General features: G+C 36.5%; 14 protein-coding genes, 1 tRNA gene and 5 pseudogenes. 7 read left to right on the plus strand and 13 right to left on the minus strand.

The window, feature by feature from the left end:
* Positions 1–851 precede the first annotated feature (851 nt).
* Positions 852–3,425, minus strand: a complete 2,574-nt coding sequence (locus tag ACFINR_RS01390; protein ID WP_375652352.1) for a DNA translocase FtsK — start codon at positions 3,423–3,425, stop codon at positions 852–854.
* A 460-nt stretch (positions 3,426–3,885) separates the two neighbouring features.
* On the opposite strand from ACFINR_RS01390, the gene ACFINR_RS01395 reads away from it, so the two are divergent.
* The 3 genes from ACFINR_RS01395 (at position 3,886) to rpoH (ending at position 7,383) form a co-directional block, all read left to right on the plus strand.
* The gene (locus tag ACFINR_RS01395; protein ID WP_375631496.1) at positions 3,886–5,316 is read left to right on the plus strand and encodes an aldehyde dehydrogenase family protein; all 1,431 of its coding nucleotides are present in this window, start codon (positions 3,886–3,888) and stop codon (positions 5,314–5,316) included.
* Positions 5,317–5,345: 29 nt separating this feature from the next.
* Positions 5,346–6,350, plus strand: coding sequence for an RluA family pseudouridine synthase (locus ACFINR_RS01400; RefSeq protein ID WP_375629611.1), 1,005 nt, complete (start codon positions 5,346–5,348; stop codon positions 6,348–6,350).
* 148 nt (positions 6,351–6,498) lie between these two features.
* Entirely contained in the window at positions 6,499–7,383 is an 885-nt protein-coding gene (gene rpoH, locus ACFINR_RS01405) for an RNA polymerase sigma factor RpoH (protein WP_375618560.1), read from the plus strand.
* Positions 7,384–7,586: 203 nt separating this feature from the next.
* On the opposite strand, the gene ACFINR_RS01410 is transcribed toward rpoH, so the two are convergent.
* The 3 genes from ACFINR_RS01410 to ACFINR_RS01420 form a co-directional block, all read right to left on the minus strand.
* Complete coding sequence (locus ACFINR_RS01410) at positions 7,587–9,008, minus strand: hypothetical protein (protein WP_375613715.1); 1,422 nt, start codon at positions 9,006–9,008, stop codon at positions 7,587–7,589.
* A gap of 237 nt (positions 9,009–9,245) precedes the next feature.
* Positions 9,246–10,535: an adenylosuccinate synthase gene (locus ACFINR_RS01415; protein WP_375613716.1), complete on the minus strand. Its 1,290-nt coding sequence runs from the start codon at positions 10,533–10,535 to the stop codon at positions 9,246–9,248.
* 383 nt (positions 10,536–10,918) lie between these two features.
* Entirely contained in the window at positions 10,919–12,082 is a 1,164-nt protein-coding gene (locus tag ACFINR_RS01420; RefSeq protein WP_375613717.1) for a phosphoserine transaminase, read from the minus strand.
* 399 nt (positions 12,083–12,481) lie between these two features.
* Here ACFINR_RS01420 and ACFINR_RS01425 point away from each other — a divergent pair.
* Positions 12,482–12,557: transfer RNA gene (locus ACFINR_RS01425), tRNA-Phe, on the plus strand.
* A 99-nt stretch (positions 12,558–12,656) separates the two neighbouring features.
* Here the strand turns inward: ACFINR_RS01425 and ACFINR_RS01430 are convergent.
* The 9 genes and pseudogenes from ACFINR_RS01430 to ACFINR_RS01470 form a co-directional block, all read right to left on the minus strand.
* Positions 12,657–12,859 (minus strand): annotated as a pseudogene (locus tag ACFINR_RS01430) (helix-turn-helix transcriptional regulator).
* A 71-nt stretch (positions 12,860–12,930) separates the two neighbouring features.
* Complete coding sequence (locus ACFINR_RS01435; protein ID WP_375652353.1) at positions 12,931–13,554, minus strand: lambda exonuclease family protein; 624 nt, start codon at positions 13,552–13,554, stop codon at positions 12,931–12,933.
* A gap of 1 nt (position 13,555) precedes the next feature.
* Positions 13,556–14,367 (minus strand): annotated as a pseudogene (locus ACFINR_RS01440) (ERF family protein).
* Positions 14,368–14,497: 130 nt separating this feature from the next.
* Positions 14,498–14,950 carry a hypothetical protein gene (locus ACFINR_RS01445; protein WP_375652354.1) on the minus strand — a complete coding sequence of 151 codons (453 nt, stop codon included), beginning with the start codon at positions 14,948–14,950 and terminating at the stop codon, positions 14,498–14,500.
* Positions 14,951–14,961: 11 nt separating this feature from the next.
* Entirely contained in the window at positions 14,962–15,243 is a 282-nt protein-coding gene (locus ACFINR_RS01450) for a hypothetical protein (RefSeq protein ID WP_375652355.1), read from the minus strand.
* A 12-nt stretch (positions 15,244–15,255) separates the two neighbouring features.
* Positions 15,256–16,014, minus strand: a pseudogene (locus ACFINR_RS01455) (antA/AntB antirepressor family protein).
* A gap of 70 nt (positions 16,015–16,084) precedes the next feature.
* A pseudogene (locus tag ACFINR_RS01460) lies at positions 16,085–16,441 on the minus strand (antA/AntB antirepressor family protein).
* 65 nt (positions 16,442–16,506) lie between these two features.
* Positions 16,507–16,880: pseudogene (locus tag ACFINR_RS01465) on the minus strand (hypothetical protein).
* A 315-nt stretch (positions 16,881–17,195) separates the two neighbouring features.
* A complete protein-coding gene (locus ACFINR_RS01470) occupies positions 17,196–17,657 on the minus strand; it encodes a helix-turn-helix transcriptional regulator (RefSeq protein ID WP_375652356.1) in 462 nt (153 codons plus the stop codon).
* Positions 17,658–17,877: 220 nt separating this feature from the next.
* Between ACFINR_RS01470 and ACFINR_RS01475 the strand changes: the two genes are divergently transcribed.
* From ACFINR_RS01475 to ACFINR_RS01485, 3 genes are all read left to right on the plus strand, one after another.
* Positions 17,878–18,195 (plus strand): hypothetical protein, encoded by a 318-nt coding sequence (locus ACFINR_RS01475; protein ID WP_375632673.1) that lies wholly within the window; start codon positions 17,878–17,880, stop codon positions 18,193–18,195.
* Positions 18,196–18,250: 55 nt separating this feature from the next.
* On the plus strand, positions 18,251–18,658 hold the full coding sequence (locus tag ACFINR_RS01480) for a hypothetical protein (RefSeq protein WP_375652357.1): 408 nt from the start codon (positions 18,251–18,253) through the stop codon (positions 18,656–18,658).
* A gap of 77 nt (positions 18,659–18,735) precedes the next feature.
* On the plus strand, positions 18,736–18,984 hold the full coding sequence (locus ACFINR_RS01485; protein WP_375638811.1) for a hypothetical protein: 249 nt from the start codon (positions 18,736–18,738) through the stop codon (positions 18,982–18,984).
* Positions 18,985–19,001: the final 17 nt, after the last annotated feature.

A 19,001-nucleotide genomic window follows, 5' to 3' on the forward strand; every position in this document is an offset into this window, starting at 1 on the left:
AAGCTTATTTTACGACGTCATCTGTAAATGGTGTAATGTAAAAGTCCCTATAGAGGATATCAAGGCATTGTGCATTACCATTTTTATACTTATAAAAGAGCTGATTAGCACCATCATTATACTAATTTCAGCCCCTAATGTTACCAATAGTTCTCGGCATTTGAAGGCGTTCATAAGCAGCCTTTTTATTTTTTAACTTTTTTACTCCTACATTATTATGATACGCAAGAAAATGGTTTTAATTGTTTCAACAGAAACAGATTTGAAATGAGAAAATCTTACAATGTTTGAGACTTTTATTCACTGTGAATAATGATAAATTACTATAAATCAATATACTGCATTATCAAAATCTCTTTTTCAAATAAAGCTTCTCGTAAGAACATCTTTCTTGAGCCAATAATATCAAATGATAATAAATTCAGCGTGACGCTTTAAAGTATCCTATGCAACAGAACTTGCATATTGGGCATTTTTCTTATGATGCTTCTCAATAATCTCCCAAAGATCTTTCTTTCATTAGAATCGCTACAAAAGAAAAAACAAAAAATACGCCACCGCACTATTTTATTAAAAATTTTCTCTGTAAAAAAGAGAACACAAATTATCTGTCTTCATATAAAGATTTGTTTAATTTCTTTATATTCCAGATCATTTAGAAATGTTAAAATATCTCATAACCTCCTTTGATATCAGCTTGTTTACCTCATCAGAAGTCTTAATACAAAAGATCGCTTTTGCTTTATTACTCTCCATTTAAATTTTTAATATTATATAAAAAAATAAAACAAGCACATTTAAATAATAACTGTCAGATATTTAAAAAATTGCATATTTTTAAATGCGTTTGTTTATTTTCCTTCATTGAGTAAAATTTCACGTTTTCCAACATGATTAGCGGCTCCAACAATGCCTTTTTCTTCCATTCGCTCGACGAGAGAAGCTGCTTTATTATAGCCGATTGAAAGTCGGCGCTGAATATAAGATGTTGAACATTTTTTATCACGCATAACAATTTTTACAGCTTGGTTATAAAGTTCCTCACCCTCTTCATCAAAATTTTCTTCCTCAGAAATTTCAGCAGCTGAATCAGCAGAAGTATCCTCTTTGTTATCGTCTTCATTATCTGTTACCGTTGCTAAATAATCAGGTTTTCCTTGCATTTTAAGATGTGCAACGATGGATTCAACTTCTTCATCTGAGACAAAAGGTCCATGAACGCGCACAATGCGTCCACCACCTGCCATATGAAGCATATCCCCCTGACCTAAAAGCGTTTCAGCACCTTGTTCACCCAAGATCGTACGACTATCAATTTTTGACGTTACTTGAAAAGAAATGCGGGTAGGAAAGTTTGCTTTAATTGTACCGGTGATAACATCAACAGAAGGACGTTGCGTTGCCATAATAAGATGAATACCTGCCGCACGCGCCATTTGCGCTAAGCGCTGAATGGCATTCTCTATTTCTTTTCCTGCCACCATCATAAGATCAGCCATCTCATCAACAATCACAACAATATAAGGAAGCTGCGTGAGATCCATGGCTTCTTCATGATAAAGCATTTCCCCTGTTTCCTTATCAAAACCCGACTGAACAGTACACATGATCGTTTCGCCTTTTTGAGCCGCAAGTGCAACGCGTGCATTAAAACCATCAATATTACGCACACCCAACTTAGCCATTTTGCGATAACGTTCTTCCATTTCACGAACAGCCCATTTTAAAGCTGTTACCGCTTTTTTGGGATCTGTTACAACAGGTGTTAAAAGATGTGGTATGCCATCATAAACAGAGAGCTCTAACATTTTAGGATCAACCATGATCAAACGACATTGCTTTGGTGTCATACGATAAAGAATCGACAAAATCATTGTATTAATTGCAACAGACTTGCCTGATCCTGTTGTTCCTGCAACCAATAAATGAGGCATTTTTGCTAATTCTGCAATGACCGGTTCACCATTAATCCCCTTCCCCAAAGCAAGAGCAAGTTTAAATTCACTTTCACGAAAAGAACGTGTTTGGATTAATTCCCGTAAATAAACGGTTTCACGAACCGCATTGGGTAACTCAATCCCGATAACATTACGTCCAGGAATTACAGCAACGCGTGTAGAAATAGCAGACATAGAACGCGCAATATCATCAGAAAGATTAATAACGCGCGATGACTTTACGCCCGCGGCGGGTTCAAATTCATACATTGTTACCACAGGCCCTGGATGAACATGGATAACTTCACCCTTAATGCCAAAATCTTCCAAAACACTTTCCAAAAGTCCAGCACCACGTTCTAATGTTTCTTGAGGAATCATCGTACCTTCATGAAAAACAGGTTCCTGTAATAAGTTGATCGGAGGAAATTCATAAACATCACAGTCAATAGATTGAATATTTTGCATAAAAGCAGAATCATAATTACCTAATGGCATACGAGTAGATTGCAATGTTTTAGTTTTACTGTTTGCTTGCATCACAGAAAAATCTTTTGAATTCTTTTTGACGGTTTTGTTTATACAATCAACAGTATTATTGGCGACAATATTATTGGTATTTTCAGTCTCTATACTAGCTCCTGCATCACTTAACGCCCCTGTATTACTTAACGTATGAGCAGAATCTTCAACAGAAAGCTTAGAATGACACTCTTTAGTAGTATCATTATTTGTATGCATTAAATCAGAAATTTTCTCAACACCTCGCATCCTTTCCGCTGGAGATTCTGATGTAATTGAATCATAGAGTTGTGGAAAGCGGTATTCAAGAACACGGTAAAGAGCAGTTATTGACTCATCAAAGGCTGTGGGAATATCCGGTGTGAGTTCATTTGTCGTGTCAAGTGATGTTCCATCCTCTTTTGAAGTTTGAGTCTCCACATGTTCAAATATCAAAGATTCACACTCAAAAAATGCATCATCGGAAAGATGCAAAGCAGGTTTTATTTTTTGTAGCACATTTTCCACTTGTAATTTACGTTCTTGTTTATCCTCCTCAAGTGGAATATTTGCTGACGGCATACGAGTAGTTTGACGTGACAACTGCTTCAAAACCGTTGAATGACAAACTGATGTTTTATTCTCTATTGATTGAGGATTAATGACTTTTTTTGTCGAAAGAATATTTGTTGTTTTCTTGTTACAACGTACAATATCTGTATCTGTAATTTTTTTTTGATCTTGCTTCGTAAAAATTTTAAACTGTTTTGCAAAAACTGGATCTGTTTCTATACGACGACGCAAAATCTCAACTTCTGGGGTTCTCGTGAAACGGACGTTTTTTCCGAGGGCAAATGCCTTTTTCCACACTTCCGGATAAGGAAATATCTCAGTAATCTTAACAGATAAATCTTCTCTTGATGCACCTTTTGTACCATCATCAGAAAAAGAAGACGTAGAAATAGATTTTGTTTTCGAATTATGCATGGCACCCAACAAATTTATAGCAATGAGAAAAATAACCTTTTCAAAAAGAATTCGTAGAAACTATCATACGAAGGTTAATAACCTTTTGCTGATGGTTACTTTTTAATGAAAAAAATAATGCCATAATGCATATTCATAATCTGCCTTTTGCATATTTACGATATAAATTGCTCAGTTTATGGTGTCATAGAGCTCGTATTTCATTTGTTTTGAAGAAAACTTCATGATAAAAAAGCTTCAAGAAAATTGTCTATGCCTCTCTTTCTCTCCCTTTGCATAAGAGAAACTAGTCTCAATAATACAATGAGCATTGCTCTATTGAATTCTCCATGCTCAATTATCACGATATAATCTAATTTCTCGCGTTTTTATAAGATTACCCTTGTTATCCTCGTTTAAAAAGGCTTAGACTAAGACAATCATAATTACATAAATACAAATAGAAAAAAGGGAGTGAATTATGTTTAATAAACGGAAATTTTATATCAATGGTCTATGGGATGAGCCAAGCATTCCTCACGATTTTGACGTCATTAATCCATCAACAGAGGAGGCTTGTGCTGTCATTAGCCTTGGAAGTACAAAAGATGCCGATAAAGCAATTAATGCGGCTAAAGAAGCGTTTCAAAAATGGAAAACAACGTCACCAAATGAGCGTCTTGGATTTGTTGAAAAAATTCTAGAGATCTACGAAAAACGTTCCAAAGACATGGCAAAAACCATTTCAATGGAAATGGGAGCACCAATTGATATGGCGCTTAATGCGCAAACTGCAACCGGAAGTTCCCATATCCGCAATTTTATCGAAGCTTATAAAGAGTTTTCGTTCCAAGAAACTTTAATAAAAGGAAATGAGCAAGCAATCCTTCACTACGATCCTATCGGCGTCGTAGGATTAATTACGCCATGGAATTGGCCCATGAATCAAGTAACTCTTAAAGTTATTCCTGCTCTCTTGGCTGGCTGTACCATGGTGTTAAAGCCCTCTGAAATTGCGCCTCTTTCTGCTATGCTTTTTGCTGAATTTTTAGATGAAGCCGCACTTCCAGCCGGTGTTTTTAATTTAATCAATGGTGATGGTGCGACTGTCGGCTCTTACCTCTCTGCACATCCAGATTTAGAAATGATCAGCTTTACTGGTTCAACTAGAGCAGGAAAAGATATTTCTAAAAATGCCAGCGCTACTTTAAAAAGAGTCTGTCTGGAACTTGGTGGAAAAGGAGCGAATATTATCTTTGCTGATGCCGACTCAGATGCTATTCAACGTGGTGCACGACATTGCTTTTATAATAGTGGACAAAGTTGTAATGCACCGACTCGTATGCTTGTGGAACAGAGCATCTATGACAAAGCCGTGAAAATAGCCAAGGATATTGCAGAAACAACAAAAGTAGGACCAAACTGCCAAGAAGGAAATCATATTGGGCCCGTTGTTTCAAAAAAACAATATGATAAAATTCAAGATCTTATCCAATCGGGAATTGATGAAGGTGCAACTCTTGTTGCAGGCGGGACTGGTTTACCAAAAGGAATGGAACGCGGTTATTATGTCCGTCCAACAGTCTTTGCTGATGTAAAACCTCATATGCGTATTTTTAAAGAAGAAATCTTTGGTCCAGTTCTCTCGATTCTTTCTTTTAGTACAGAAGAAGAAGCCGTCGCTTTAGCGAATGAGACTGAGTATGGTCTTACAAACTATATTCAATCACAAGATCGCAACAAATATCGTCGTATTGCGGCACAAGTACGCTCTGGTATGGTAGAAGTTAATGGACATGGATTACCCAGTGGAAGCTACTTTGGAGGTGTAAAATTTTCTGGGCGCGCTCGTGAAGGAGGACATTGGGGAATTAAAGAATTTCTCGATAGTAAAGCAATTTCGTACTGGTAAAATCTTATTAAAAACTTAATAGGAATCGTATGGTAATACAGAAAATAACGGATGAAGGTGCTCTTGGGCAACGTCTTGATCAGTGGCTCGCAAAACAATATCATGATGTGCTCTCACGTTCGCGTTTGCAAACCCTCATCCGTGAAGGCTGTCTTAAAATTGATGGTCAATTCATAAAGGAACCAAAAACAAAATTAAAACCTAACCAAATAATTGAATTGGAAATGCCGGACCTTCGTGATGCAGAACCTAGCGCTGAAGCCATTGCATTGGACATTCTTTTTGAAGATGATCATATCATTGTTATTAACAAACCAGCTGGTCTTGTTGTTCATCCTGGGAATGGAAATTGGACCGGTACATTGGTTAATGCCCTTATTTACCACTGTGGGAATAGTTTATCTGGTATAGGTGGTGTTAAACGCCCTGGTATTGTCCATCGTCTTGATAAAAATACAAGCGGTGTTATGGTTGTTGCAAAAAATGATCTAGCTCATAAAAGTCTCAGTGCTCAATTTTCTGATCATGGACGTACCTGCGCATTAGATCGACGCTACCATGCCTTGATTTGGGGAACACCTCAGCGCAATGTCTGGACAATTGATGCATCACTTGGCCGTTCGCCCTATAACCGGACAAAGCAAGCTGTCATCCATAACCAAAACCCTTATGCTCGTCATGCTGTTACACATGTTTCTCTGCTTGAAAAATATGGCTCTCATGCAGACTCAACATCTTTTGCTAGCCTTCTGGAATGTCGCTTGGAAACTGGACGCACCCATCAAATCCGTGTTCATATGACTCATATAGGGCATCCACTCATAGGCGATACAGTTTATGGAAACGCTTTTAAAACAAAATCAAACATATTCAACCCCACTATTAGAAATGCAATCGATCAATTCAACCGACATGCACTCCATGCTGCAAGTCTTACTTTTGAACATCCTTCTACCGGTAAAGTTATGTCGTTTTCCGCACCACTGCCTCAAGATATGGCTAAACTTATTGAGCTTTTTAAAAAAATGAATTGAAACTTTTCCCCTTCTCAAGATTTCACAATAAAATATCTTTTTTTGAACAAAATTGAAAAATATGCTAGAGTGAGGTTATGAGGATAGTTAGCTATCTAAAACATAGAATTTGCCTTATCAGGGAATTCAGACAAAAGGAGGGTGCTATATGGCCCATATGAATTTATTATCAGTAATGACAGGTGATGGTGGTTTAAACCGTTACTTGGAAGAAGTGCGTCGTTTTCCAATGCTTGAGCCAAAGGAAGAGTATATGTTAGCTCAGCGTTACCGTGAGCATAATGATCTAAAAGCTGCGCATAGGCTAGTAACCAGCCATTTGCGTCTCGTAGCTAAAATCGCGATGGGATATCGGGGCTACGGACTTCCCATTGGGGAAGTCATTTCAGAAGGCAATGTTGGACTCATGCAAGCTGTTAAACGTTTCGAACCAGAGCGGGGTTTTCGTCTTGCAACCTATGCAATATGGTGGATTAAAGCGTCAATCCAAGAATATGTATTGCGCTCTTGGAGTTTGGTGAAAATGGGGACAACAGCTAATCAAAAGCGTTTGTTTTTCAACCTTCGTAAGTTAAAAAGTAAACTTCAAGCACTTGATAGTGGTGATCTCAATGCAGAACAAGTGAAAGAAATTGCAACCCAGTTGAATGTCACAGAAGATGAAGTTGTATCAATGAATCGTAGGCTTGGTGGTGACACTTCACTCAACGCACCAATTCGAACAAAAGAAGGGGAAAACAGTGAGTTGCAAGATTGGTTGGTGGATGAATCTAACGATCAAGAACAAATTTTGATTGAAAAAAGTGAATTAGAAAATCGCCGTTCCATGCTCATAAATGCCATGGACAATCTCAATGAACGCGAAAAGCGTATATTTAAAGCGCGTCGTTTAAACGATGTACCACTAACCCTAGAAGAACTCTCTGGTGAATTTAATATTAGTCGAGAACGAGTAAGACAAATTGAAATGCGTGCATTTGAAAAAGTGCAAAACTCTATCAAAGATTCTACTTTATCTCAAAGTCAAGTATAAAACCTAGAGTTAAGTATAAAGCCAATGGTTTGCACATTCTTTAAATGTGAAAATGAAAAAAAGCATGCCTTGGCTTTATACTTGTAAATTAGCCTATAGAATTCTTTAAGTTATTGATATGTAAAGCTTTATTGAATATATTTGGTATATAATTGATAAAGACGGTCGTAGAAAATTCTTCACAGCCGTTTATTTTTTTGCATCTATGTTTTATTTTGTTGACCAAGAACTGTTAACTTATCTTGTTGTGCAAGCCATTGTCCAATAACTTCATTAAAAATAGACTTACCTGTTGGTCCTTTTGCAAAGGTTAATTCACTTATACGCCCGTTTTTATCCGTTAACACCAAACGCATCCAATCTAATTCTCGCATCAATTGTAAATTTCGATCAAGAAATGGATGATTTCCACTCAATGCGACAAGAAAAAAGTCATCGTTAATCTTTGCAGCAATGGTTCTTGTTAAAGCCTGTCCAATGGATTGTTCACTTGCTTTAAAGGTTAATGCTTGAACATTGCTTATAGCTTTACCTGAAAATTTATCCGAAAGAATAAAAATAAGGTCCATAATATATGAAGCAGGAAATGACTGATCGGTATTACGACGTAAAATTAACCGTAATGATATCCCTTCATCAGGAATTGTTATATCACCTTGTATAGTTGTTTCTTCTGGAGACCCCTTCACTTGAGACTCTTTTATAAGTGTCCAGCGAGCACTTCCCGTTGCTATCTTTTCTGCATCATAATTTGTACGTGCTTGATAGAAAACAGCTTCACCTGATGTTTCAAGCGATTGCAAATTGCTATCAACAACTGTTGAGAATACTTCTTCATCCGAAGAATCTATCGCTTGTTTTAAACCAACATCAATTTCACTTCCATCCTCTAATAAGCGTTGTGTTAACTTTCTCTTAATTGGAAATGCCTTTGGTACTCTGTGAGAAGCTTGAAGATTTTCTTCTAAAAACTGATGATCATTTGATACAAATACACGCTCACCAACAAAAAAAATACCAACAAGTAAAACAACAAAACTAACAACAGAAACAGCACTTATCACAATACGCCTTTGCACTAACGATTTATTAGCACGACGTAAAGCCTGAGAAAAAATGTGCGAAACAATATGCGGATTATCTTCCTGCGAAGGAGAAATCTTTAACACACTGCTATTAACATGCTGAGAAGGCACATCAGCCTCCATATTAACAGGCTCTGCATCTGGTATATCTGATACACAAAGCTCAACAAATACCTTGTTATCCTTTGAACGTGTAACAAAATCTTGCTTTCTTTTTATGTTTACCTCTGACAATTCATTATTCTTTGGTAATATAGTTTTTTTTGTATATTTCTTATCTTCATTTATATTTGTGGGATTCCAACCAATAACTGAAGAAAGCCGTTTCTTTTCAACTGCTAAATATTCTCCTTCAACAGTTGCAATAGAACTTTGAAGAATCTTTCTTTGTTCATCCGCTATTGCTTGTGGTATTTTTGCTGTTACAAATTGATGTTCTAGTGTTTCGGTAGCCCGCTTATAAATCCGCTTACGCACTTGTGGTGTAATATTATTTTGTGCATTAATTGTCTTTTTTAAGATTCCAACGAAATCTACCATTTCCTCTATAATCTCTCTTAAACTGAGAAAAAATCAATAGTAAAGCCAAAAAACTTTATTTTAGCCTTCTAAATTGGTTGCCATTTAATATTGGTACAACTATTGCAATAATGTAAAATGAATATGAAAAATAAACAATGCTATTTTGCACCTTTCTTTTACGTGCTCTTAAAAACTTTTTTTGTAAAAAGATACAAAAACGAACAGAGAACATATATAGAAATCTAAAAACAATAATCAATTAACAAAGGGATCCGTAATAAGAATAGTATCTTCACGCTCTGGACTTGTGGATAATAAAGCCACTTTTGTATTAATCAGTTCTTCAATATAGCGTATATATTTAATAGCCTGCACTGGTAAATCTTCCCACCTCAATGCATGTGCTGTTTCTTCCTTCCAACCTTCTAATGTTGCATAAATAGGCTTCACCCGATCCTGAGCTCCCATGGAAGAAGGTAAATAATCAATCCTTTTACCATCAAGCTCATAACCAATACAAATTTTTATTTCATCCAAACCATCTAAAACATCAAGTTTTGTCAATGCTATACCTTGAACACCGCAAATTGTTACCATCTGACGTACTAAGACAGCATCAAACCAACCACATCGACGCTTTCGACCCGTTACAACACCAAATTCATGTCCACGCACTCCCAGAAATTCACCAATATCATTTATCTGCTCTGTCGGGAACGGCCCTTCTCCAACGCGTGTAGTATAAGCTTTTGCAATACCCAAAACATAATGGATTGCATCAGGTCCCATCCCCGAACCTGTACATGCTTGCCCAGCAACTGTATTAGATGACGTTACATAAGGATAAGTTCCAAAATCATTATCTAATAAAGCACCTTGCGCACCTTCAAAAAGAATGTGTTTCCCTCCTCGATAACCTTCATCTAAAAGACGCCACGTACAATCCATAAAGGGCAAAATTTTATCCGCAACTTGCATCAATTCATCATAAAGTGCTCGAGAATCAATCTCTGCAACACCCATCCCACGACGCAAAGCATTATGATGCCTCAAAAGCCGCTCAATCTTAGCCATAAGTGTATCTTTTTCTGCTAAATCCATCACTCGGATAGCACGACGTCCCACCTTATCTTCATAAGCCGGTCCAATACCGCGCTTTGTTGTACCAATCTTTAAACCAGATAAACCGCTTTCTCGAATTGCATCAAGATCACGATGCAAAGAAAGAATCAAAGGAGCATTTTCAGCAATACGCAAAATTTCTGGTGTGATTTTTACACCCTGATTACATAGTTTTTTTACTTCTGCAACAAAATGATGAGGGTCAACAACAACACCATTACCAATAATTGATAACTTGCCACGCACTAAACCAGACGGTAAAAGTGATAATTTATAACTGACTCCATCAACAACCAATGTATGGCCAGCATTATGCCCCCCCTGATATCTCACCACGATATCTGCTCGCTCAGACAACCAATCTACAATTTTACCTTTGCCTTCATCACCCCATTGTGTACCGACAACAACTACATTGGCCATAACTTTCTCCGTCGTGTTTGGTCAAAAAAACCAGCATTCAAAAACAAACTCTTCTTTATAACGAAACCTTAGAGCAAGTGCGACTCCTCATTTCAGATTTTTCTCAATCTTCAAGTGATTAAATTTTCAAATTTATGATAATAAAGATAAGCAAATACCCAAATATTTTAAATCTGTCATTTTCGCTACAAAAAGTAAAAACATTAGAGATTTTAATTTGTGCGTATCCAACACCTGACAAAGCATTCATTCCCCGTCTTAATCTTTTACAATTCATGTAATATTTAGAGGCTGTTTGTCTGATACAAGAATACGAAAGATCATCATAATCTCTCGTATCCTTTTTTGTTTAAAAACACGTTGTGAAAATCAACAGTAATTATTTAAAGCTGTGCTTTTTCAACTTGGAACGCCCACTCAAGCCATTGTGTTAAAATTTCAAGATCGGAAGCCTCAATTGTTATACCCGCCCAAATTCGAAGCCCAGGAGGAGCATCGCGATACGAACCGATATCATAAGCAACCCCTTCCTCATCAAGACGCTTCACAACCGCTTTTATAAAAGATACTCGCTTTTCCGTATCCAAAGCAGTAATCACTGGATCCACAATATCTAAACAAATAGCGGTGTTAGAACGCACTTCAGGATCTTTTGCCAAATATTCTAACCATGGCGTTTTGCGAACAAAAGCATCAAGTACAGAAAAATTTTTCTCAACCCTTGCTCTTAATGCCGCTGCACCTCCTAGAGATTTTGCCCACTTCAACCCATCAAGGAAATCCTCAACACAAAGCATAGAAGGTGTATTGATGATCTTTCCTTTAAAAATATCTTCGTTCAATTTTCCATTTTTTGTCATATAGAAAAGTTGGGGCATAGGCCAAGCTGGAACATGATTCTCAAGCCTCTCAACAGCACGAGGACTTAAAATCACCATACCATGTGCAGCCTCACCTCCCAAAACTTTCTGCCATGAAAAAGTAACAACATCTAATTTTGAAAAATCAAGATATTGCGCAAAAGCTGCCGATGTTGCATCACAAATGGTCAATCCAGCCCGCTTATGCGGAATGAAATCCGCATTAGGAATACGCACACCAGAAGTTGTCCCATTCCATGTAAAAACAACATCCCGATCAAAGTCAAGTTGTGTTAAATCTGGTATTTCACCATAAGGAGCTTCAAAACGACGCACATCAGAAAGCTTTAATTGCTCGACAACATCTTTATTCCACCCAAACCCAAAACTTTCCCACGCTGCCATATCAATGCCACGCTCACCTAATAGAGACCATAGAGCAGCCTCAACAGCACCGGTATCTGATCCTGGCATAATTCCTATACGATGATCAGAAGGAACCTCAAGAATCTCACGGGTTAAATTAACAACTTCAGCAAGTTTTAATTCTGCTTCTCTAGATCTATGTGAACGCCCAACTAATGCATTTTTAAGAACATCAAGAGTCCAACCAGGCCGTTTGCTACAAGGGCCTGAAGAAAAATTAGTATTATTGGGACGATTACTTGGTTTTTGTAACATTATCATTATTTCTCCCCTTTTAGATGTTTTTCTTTCTTTATAAAGAAAAACAAATTATTATAAAGACTAATCAATAATCTTTTTAGAAAAAAGTCAAAAATGTTGTCTCTTATTTCGTATGCTTAAAATTTAGGGAAACTTTATAAAAAAATCTTTCTTAATCATTCTTCTCGATCGATTCTTTTAATTTTTTTCGTATCACCACCACGATAAGACAGCATTCTAATAACAATACACTAAAGTGTCCAATATACCTATCAAATTTATTTTATGATAAAGATTCATTGATAACGCTCTAGAATAGGGAGGTAAACTTATTAAAAAATCAATTATTTTTCTTTTGATGACTGGACAGAGAAAATTTTAATGTTATAACCGCAAACGCTTTATGTTTTTTTGAAGCATGCCCAGATAGCTCAGTTGGTAGAGCAGCGGACTGAAAATCCGCGTGTCCGTGGTTCGAATCCGCGTCTGGGCACCACTTTTTGTGTTTAAAATATTGAAATATATAGTTTTTTTCTTTAAATAGCTATTTTCAGACCACCTTTTAGACCACCTTCTACAGTTTATATAATTTTACCTAATTTGTTCTTATTTGCTCCTTATTTTTCTTTGGAGTGAAGTCTAAGATCTCTTTTTTCTCCATCTCACTGCTCTTCCCAGCTTATAAGGTTGGGGAAACTCTCCTTGAAGCACCCAATTGCGAATCGTTGTTGTAGATACACTAAAAAGCTGTGCACACTCACGTGTCGTTACATATCTATCTCCATCATCAAATATCATCTCATTACCTTTCTCTTTTTTATATTATTAAATGGGTGGGAGTGCTGGGAGGAGAGAGCACCCCCATAGGTTTAAGCAGCTTTTGTCAAAATCTTTTGCATCTCTTGTTCTATTTCCCCTAAAAAGATTTCGACCGCTTTATTAATCTCTTCAATGTGTTCCTCATCGCGGAGGATGCGTTTGATTTTCATTCTCAAACCAGTAGATTTGCCTACAAAGTTTGGATTATAGCTCATGAAATCACACCATTTTCGTCCAGTGCATGCCATTTGGAATTGCATCTGTGCGATATATTCAGGCTTGATTTCGTCATAAATAAAAAAACGAAGATGCGTGGTTGATTGTGGACATTTGACTTCGATTAAACCGTCCTCTCCAATAAACCCATCAGGACTAGCCCCCGCCATTTCCATTTTGGGGTGTGGGATAAACCCGCATCTTATGACATTGGTGTCATAAATGAATTCATATTCTCTTAAGGCATTCTCTTCATGTTCAATGCCCCATTGCATAGCAGGTGTTGTATAAGATTGGCTTATTTCCTCTATTAAGCGTTCTGCCATGAGTTTCGTTTTGTAATCTTCATATTTGCTTGTAGGCAAACCTTTTGCTGTCTTACTGAGTACGTTGTAAACGTTTGAAGCAGTGACTTTACCTAAGCGCGCTTGAAACCATTCTGCTGTTCTTTGTTCCATCTCACACCGCCGTTCCCTGTTCGTGTGGCGTTGCTATATCGGCATCTTGTATAGGTGCATCTAATTGCTTTTGTTGTGCTTTATTCATTTGCTTTCGTTGCTTTTTTTTCAAAGAAAACAAAGCGGTTTGTGCTTGTTTATAAGACATATCTGTTAGATTTTTTACTCCTATGAAAGAGAGAAGCCTACTTTCTTCAGATTGTGTTTTTTTAATTAATTCTTTGATTTTATTCATCTGTTCAGGAGAGATACCCGCAAGAAGCGTTATTCCATCTGTATCGTCTTCTTTTCTTGCAACATTAAGAAGCATGCCTAAGAGATATCTACGTGCGTAGGTGAGAGTAGAACAAACCGCTTGTATGTTATTTTTGCTCCCTGTAGCGTCAAAAGGAAATGTTCCTTCTGTTGATATTTCATTGCCTGATATATGCTTTAAAGTCATTTCTACAGTTATGTCATTTGAACTCTGGTCTTTGATACGAGAGAACAAGGCAAAGTGATGTTTTGCAAGAGGTTCTTTGATAGCATCAATATATTTATCAAGCGTTGTATAGAGCTTTTAGTATGTGTATTAATGGCGTTTTGTTCGATATTTTTGTATTCCATTTGCATAGCCGAAAGATCACGGACAAAATTTTGGCGCTCTTGTCGTTTTATCTCCTTTTCTCGCAATTCGAGAAGGCTCTTGAGACGTTCCAGATCAACATCATTTTCTAAAGCTCTTTCTAAAATAAGCTCCATAGCTGTAGGTTTGATTTCACAATCGTTCGTTTTTTTCACTAATTCCGTTTGTGTGGTACTTAGTTCACTCATCTTGATTTCCTCCACTGCGCGCAATTTCCCCGTGGCGTGAATCACGCTTGTGTTTAAAAATATTGTTTGGTTGTTAGAAACGGCTTATAGAGATACTATAAGATTAGTAGTTCGTATTTTTTTCCATGGTTTATTGCCTCTCGCCCGTTGTGATGATTTCATCATTGATGATCTCTGCGTTTCCATGAATAAATGCATAACCATAGATTTTGGCATTTCCCCCAACTTTTGCTCTGATGGAAATCAATGGACTGTCATAAATTTTAGCATTTCCATTAATAAATGCACCACCGGAAACTTGTGCATTTTCGTAGATTTGTGCATTGGCAAAAACACATGCATTTTCGTAAATATCAGCAATGTTATCAATATAAGCATCACCAAAAACTTTGGCATAACCATAGACTTTTGCATCATCGCCTACCCAGCAATTGCCATCATGACTTAGATTGTCTTCATTCTCTATAAAGCCGCCAAGATCACCTTTCTTGACATCCCCCAAATCTCTCAATGCACGAATGCGGCGGAGTGTTTTGTCATTAACTTCAGTTTTTTCATCAGTCAGTTCGTATTTTTTTTCCATGATTTTTGCCCCTACCTTAAGATAGCATCACTTCCATAAAATGCTGTTTTGCCAGCTACTATGGCATTACCACCAACTTTTGCGTTATTATAAACTTCGGCATCATCATAAACCCATGCCTCACCACCAATCCAGCAATTGTTATCATGGCTAAGATTTCTTTCACTCTCTACCCAGCCACCAAGATCACCTTTTTTAACATCTCCAAAGTCTTTTAATGCACGGATACGGCAAAGCGTTATTCTATCAACTTTAATTGTCTCATCAGTCAGTTCGTATTTCTTTTTTATCATAATAACCTCCTCTTAATGCATGCTTTGTCTTTTAAGCTCTTGAGACAGCACACCAATTCCTTTTGCTGTGATTTTTGCGCAAAGGAATGACCTTTTCTATTCCACTTGCGGTTTGAAGTGTGATAGTTGGACAATCCATAAGTTTCTTTTGGATTTTGTCTTGATGAGAAAGCAAATTTCCACCTGCTGCTCGTCTGTAAACCCAACCTTTTTTCTGTAAGAAGAGAATGAACTGTTTTGATTGCATCTCGAGTATTTTAGCAGCTTCTGTAAGACCGAAGAGTCCATTATGACGCTGTAAGCTTTCAAGAGCCATTGCCTTTGGTTTAAGGGTATTCACTTCGCTTTTTAAGGTCTCTAATTGTGTGACGCTTTCTAAAAGCAGTTTTTCACAAAGAGAGGGTCTTCTAAAGCGTTTGCAAGGTCTAAAGGTTTCTTTGCACGCCGTTCACATTCAATAAAATATTGACGGGCTTGTTTACCTTTTTCATTACGCTCTACCATGGAAAGTTCTTTTGCCATTTCCAAAGTGAGATGGTAATTAATTGCGATAACAGCTCTAGATTTTGCGCTCGCCAAATTTGGTGACCGCAAATCTTGTGTTTTTATAAAATCTTGTCCTTCTATAAAATTGTATCTGGTAATACGGTCCTTAATCCAATTGGAAAAGTCACGTTTTGCCTCTAAGAATGTATGCAGATCACGTGCATTTACTGTCTGAACAATTTCCTTATCAATGGCTTGTTCTTTAATCTCTATGAGAGTATTCATGATGAACTCCTTTCAAAAAGTTCATATTTTTCAGATGTTACAATAAGGCTTTTCATCATCACTTCCTAAATTAATGAAAACACAAGTTTTGGCATAATATTCTGCCATAGTTTCTATGGCGCTCTGCTTTAGCGATTTTCCTTGCTGCGTAAATTTTGAAGTAATGATTATCGGTTTTATCTGTTTCTATTTCAGATTTTGGACAAATCTTCTGTCTGTTCCATTCTTGTTTTGTAAAAACAAAATCCACGCCTTCTTTTAGATCAAGCTTTTCAACACAATCATTAAACCAAGTGGAAAAATCTTATTTCAAATGTAAGTGCCTATGCATTACATGGGCATTGACCATTTGGACATAACCGATTTTGTTGTCTACCTCGTTTTCAGGTATGAGATATCCTTCACTATCATTATCATGTGTATTCATAAGTTTACTCTAATCAATTATTGATGGATTAAAGGGGGCACATTTAAAAGCGCCCTTTAGAATTTCTAAAGCACATCACAAGGACGCAAACGGTGTTGTTGTTCGTAAGTACCGTAAATCTCATCATTATATTTTTCGTCTGCGATCTCGCCTAAAAGTTTATTGTAACATCACTTTCTCATATAAAATAATGAACCTCACTATCCTCATAGAGACGTTCGATATTTTCTTTTACATATGCTTCTGCGATCTCTTCAGAAATGTCTTCACAGTTCTTTTCAGAAGGATTGATGCGAAAGATTTGGATTGCATCATCTACCTCATCAACAATGCTTAGAATTTGGCTTTCATCCAGTGGTCCTGACCGACCAATGTTTTGATCATTATTATAGACAACTAATAAAATTTCATCGGAATTTATAAGAATTGGATTTTCCATAATTTCTCCTCCCCAACGCCTCTTGGCAATTGTTTGTGTGTGGTTTATGGATACCAATGTAGTGTATTTAAGAACATATGTTAATACATATGTACCGATTTTAGAAATTTTTACATAAATATAAAAATTCACTTAGAAAATTAAAACTGTAATTACTAAAAAAGGGGTATATGTTTAGAATAGCTAGAGCTTTAGTAATACTAATTACATTGAATTTTAATATTCTAATCGATTATTTTGCAAATATTTGCATAATTCTCTCCTTAACAGAAATATACGATAAGAAGAAAATTATGCTCATATGATTTAACTATTTTAAAATCTCGGTGGTTTTATCCAGTCTATAGGAGCAGCCCAACTTAATGCAATATCTTTTATTTCTGGATACAACCTATTTAAACTCTCTAAATTAAATAAACCAGGCTTACTACCTTGCTTTATTATTTTGACAAAACAACGTCCATCTTGCGTATAGACAATTGCTTTTTTATTAAGAAGTAAACTTGGAGAAATGTTTTCTGAATAAAATAAAATGGATTTATCTTCAATGAAAGGTTCCATTGAATCGCCTTCAACTTTTACTGCGTATGTATCCTTTGTAATATACGGAGGCATTTCCACTTCTTCAAGCCAACCATCTTCATAGGGGATAATTTCTGAACCTGCTCCTACATATCCCATTAAGAGTATAGTTTTTTTTCGTGGAAGTGGGTATTTCGTGATTTCCTCAATTGCTATACCTTCTTGTGCACTTATTCCTCGTTCACCTGTCAGCATTTTATTGACTGCAGAGCGGTAGATAGGGCGATGTACCTTCTCACTTAGTTGTCTGGCAAGCTATGATTGAGATAATCCAGATTCTTGTAAGGCTTCACTTAGCCAAATTTTCATAATGTTATTCATGGTTTCCATTATATCTTTGTTAGAAAAAAAATCTTTTGTGATTTTCGTTACATTTTCTATTGATATTGTACCTAAATAAGCCACAATATGACTTATGAAACAATTTTCGGAAATAATAAATTTATTAGGTGGGGTTCGTAGAGTATCTCAGTTGCTTGGGGTTCATAGAACACGCATGTACGTCTGGCTCCGTCCTGTATCAAAAGGCGGAACTGGTGGGAGAATTCCGACAAAACATATCCCAATTCTTTTGAATAAAGCTAAAAGAATTGGAGCACCGATTAAGGCAGAAGACTTTTTCTCGTTTTTTTATAGGACGCAATCATGTGATTCTAAATTATCTTCACATTCTGCTTTTATTGCTGCCCCTACAGATAATAATGAACATCAACAGCACCATTCACACTCTTAAAGAAGAAAGATCAGAGATAGTAGATGTCTCACAGATCACTATAAGCAAAGTCCAGTTGATTGATCTTGTTAATAAGATTGGACAGGAAAACATATATTATGGTGTCCTTTCGCCTCAAGATGCATGTTTTGAAATAAGCATAGATCCCTCATCAACAGGTTGTTTTGTCTATATGCTGCATAGTATCTTTGCGCGTGATGATAGAAAATATTTTCCGTTATTGCCGTACGATGATTTTAATCAATGGTTTTTATCTGTGTTTACGCAAGCTTTTACAACTACAACTTGGTTTGGTAATTATTTTTCTCAAGAGTTATCATCTTTTTATTGCTTAAATGAGCTGATCTTGTTTATAGTCTTAGTCAAAAATAGGCTTGATTTCTTAAGGGATAAACTCATCGAAAAAAGAAAAGAAGAAATCAAATTAATAAGATGCGTGCAATGTGTGTCTGAATTGAGTTAATCCAATTTTTCAAAACTTATAACTACGCGCTCTGCCATAGCGCACATATAAATACGCATCAACCATAAGGGGAGGAAATGAAAAAACCACCACGTTATACTTTTAGCTCTTCAGAAGATTTAATACATGCAATAGGTTTTCCAGATGGTTGTACAATTGTTTTTAGTAATTCTGATTGGAATTTTTCTTTTGATGAAAATAACCATTTAATAGCTAAAAATGCTTTAGGATCAAAGTTGTACTTAGAGGTACACGGTAACACACAAGCTTTCCAAGAGAAATTTCAGGGATTATTCGAGAAGCATAATAAGCGGTCTGCATATTAGATGAAGCGCTTCGTAAT

It is taken from the genome of Bartonella sp. AP19HLJMH (genome assembly GCF_042196245.1).
GTDB lineage: Bacteria > Pseudomonadota > Alphaproteobacteria > Rhizobiales > Rhizobiaceae > Bartonella.

Bases quoted from the DNA above. Each gene is read 5' to 3' on its own strand.
- ACFINR_RS01390 (WP_375652352.1), bottom strand. From the start codon at position 3,425: ATGCATAATTCGAAAACAAAATCTATTTCTACGTCTTCTTTTTCTGAT.
- ACFINR_RS01395 (WP_375631496.1), top strand. From the start codon at position 3,886: ATGTTTAATAAACGGAAATTTTATATCAATGGTCTATGGGATGAGCCA.
- ACFINR_RS01400 (WP_375629611.1), top strand. From the start codon at position 5,346: ATGGTAATACAGAAAATAACGGATGAAGGTGCTCTTGGGCAACGTCTT.
- rpoH (WP_375618560.1), top strand. From the start codon at position 6,499: ATGGCCCATATGAATTTATTATCAGTAATGACAGGTGATGGTGGTTTA.
- ACFINR_RS01410 (WP_375613715.1), bottom strand. From the start codon at position 9,008: ATGGTAGATTTCGTTGGAATCTTAAAAAAGACAATTAATGCACAAAAT.
- ACFINR_RS01415 (WP_375613716.1), bottom strand. From the start codon at position 10,535: ATGGCCAATGTAGTTGTTGTCGGTACACAATGGGGTGATGAAGGCAAA.
- ACFINR_RS01420 (WP_375613717.1), bottom strand. From the start codon at position 12,082: ATGATAATGTTACAAAAACCAAGTAATCGTCCCAATAATACTAATTTT.
- ACFINR_RS01435 (WP_375652353.1), bottom strand. From the start codon at position 13,554: ATGGAACAAAGAACAGCAGAATGGTTTCAAGCGCGCTTAGGTAAAGTC.
- ACFINR_RS01445 (WP_375652354.1), bottom strand. From the start codon at position 14,950: ATGGAAAAAAAATACGAACTGACTGATGAAAAAACTGAAGTTAATGAC.
- ACFINR_RS01450 (WP_375652355.1), bottom strand. From the start codon at position 15,243: ATGATAAAAAAGAAATACGAACTGACTGATGAGACAATTAAAGTTGAT.
- ACFINR_RS01470 (WP_375652356.1), bottom strand. From the start codon at position 17,657: ATGCTGACAGGTGAACGAGGAATAAGTGCACAAGAAGGTATAGCAATT.
- ACFINR_RS01475 (WP_375632673.1), top strand. From the start codon at position 17,878: ATGAAACAATTTTCGGAAATAATAAATTTATTAGGTGGGGTTCGTAGA.
- ACFINR_RS01485 (WP_375638811.1), top strand. From the start codon at position 18,736: ATGAAAAAACCACCACGTTATACTTTTAGCTCTTCAGAAGATTTAATA.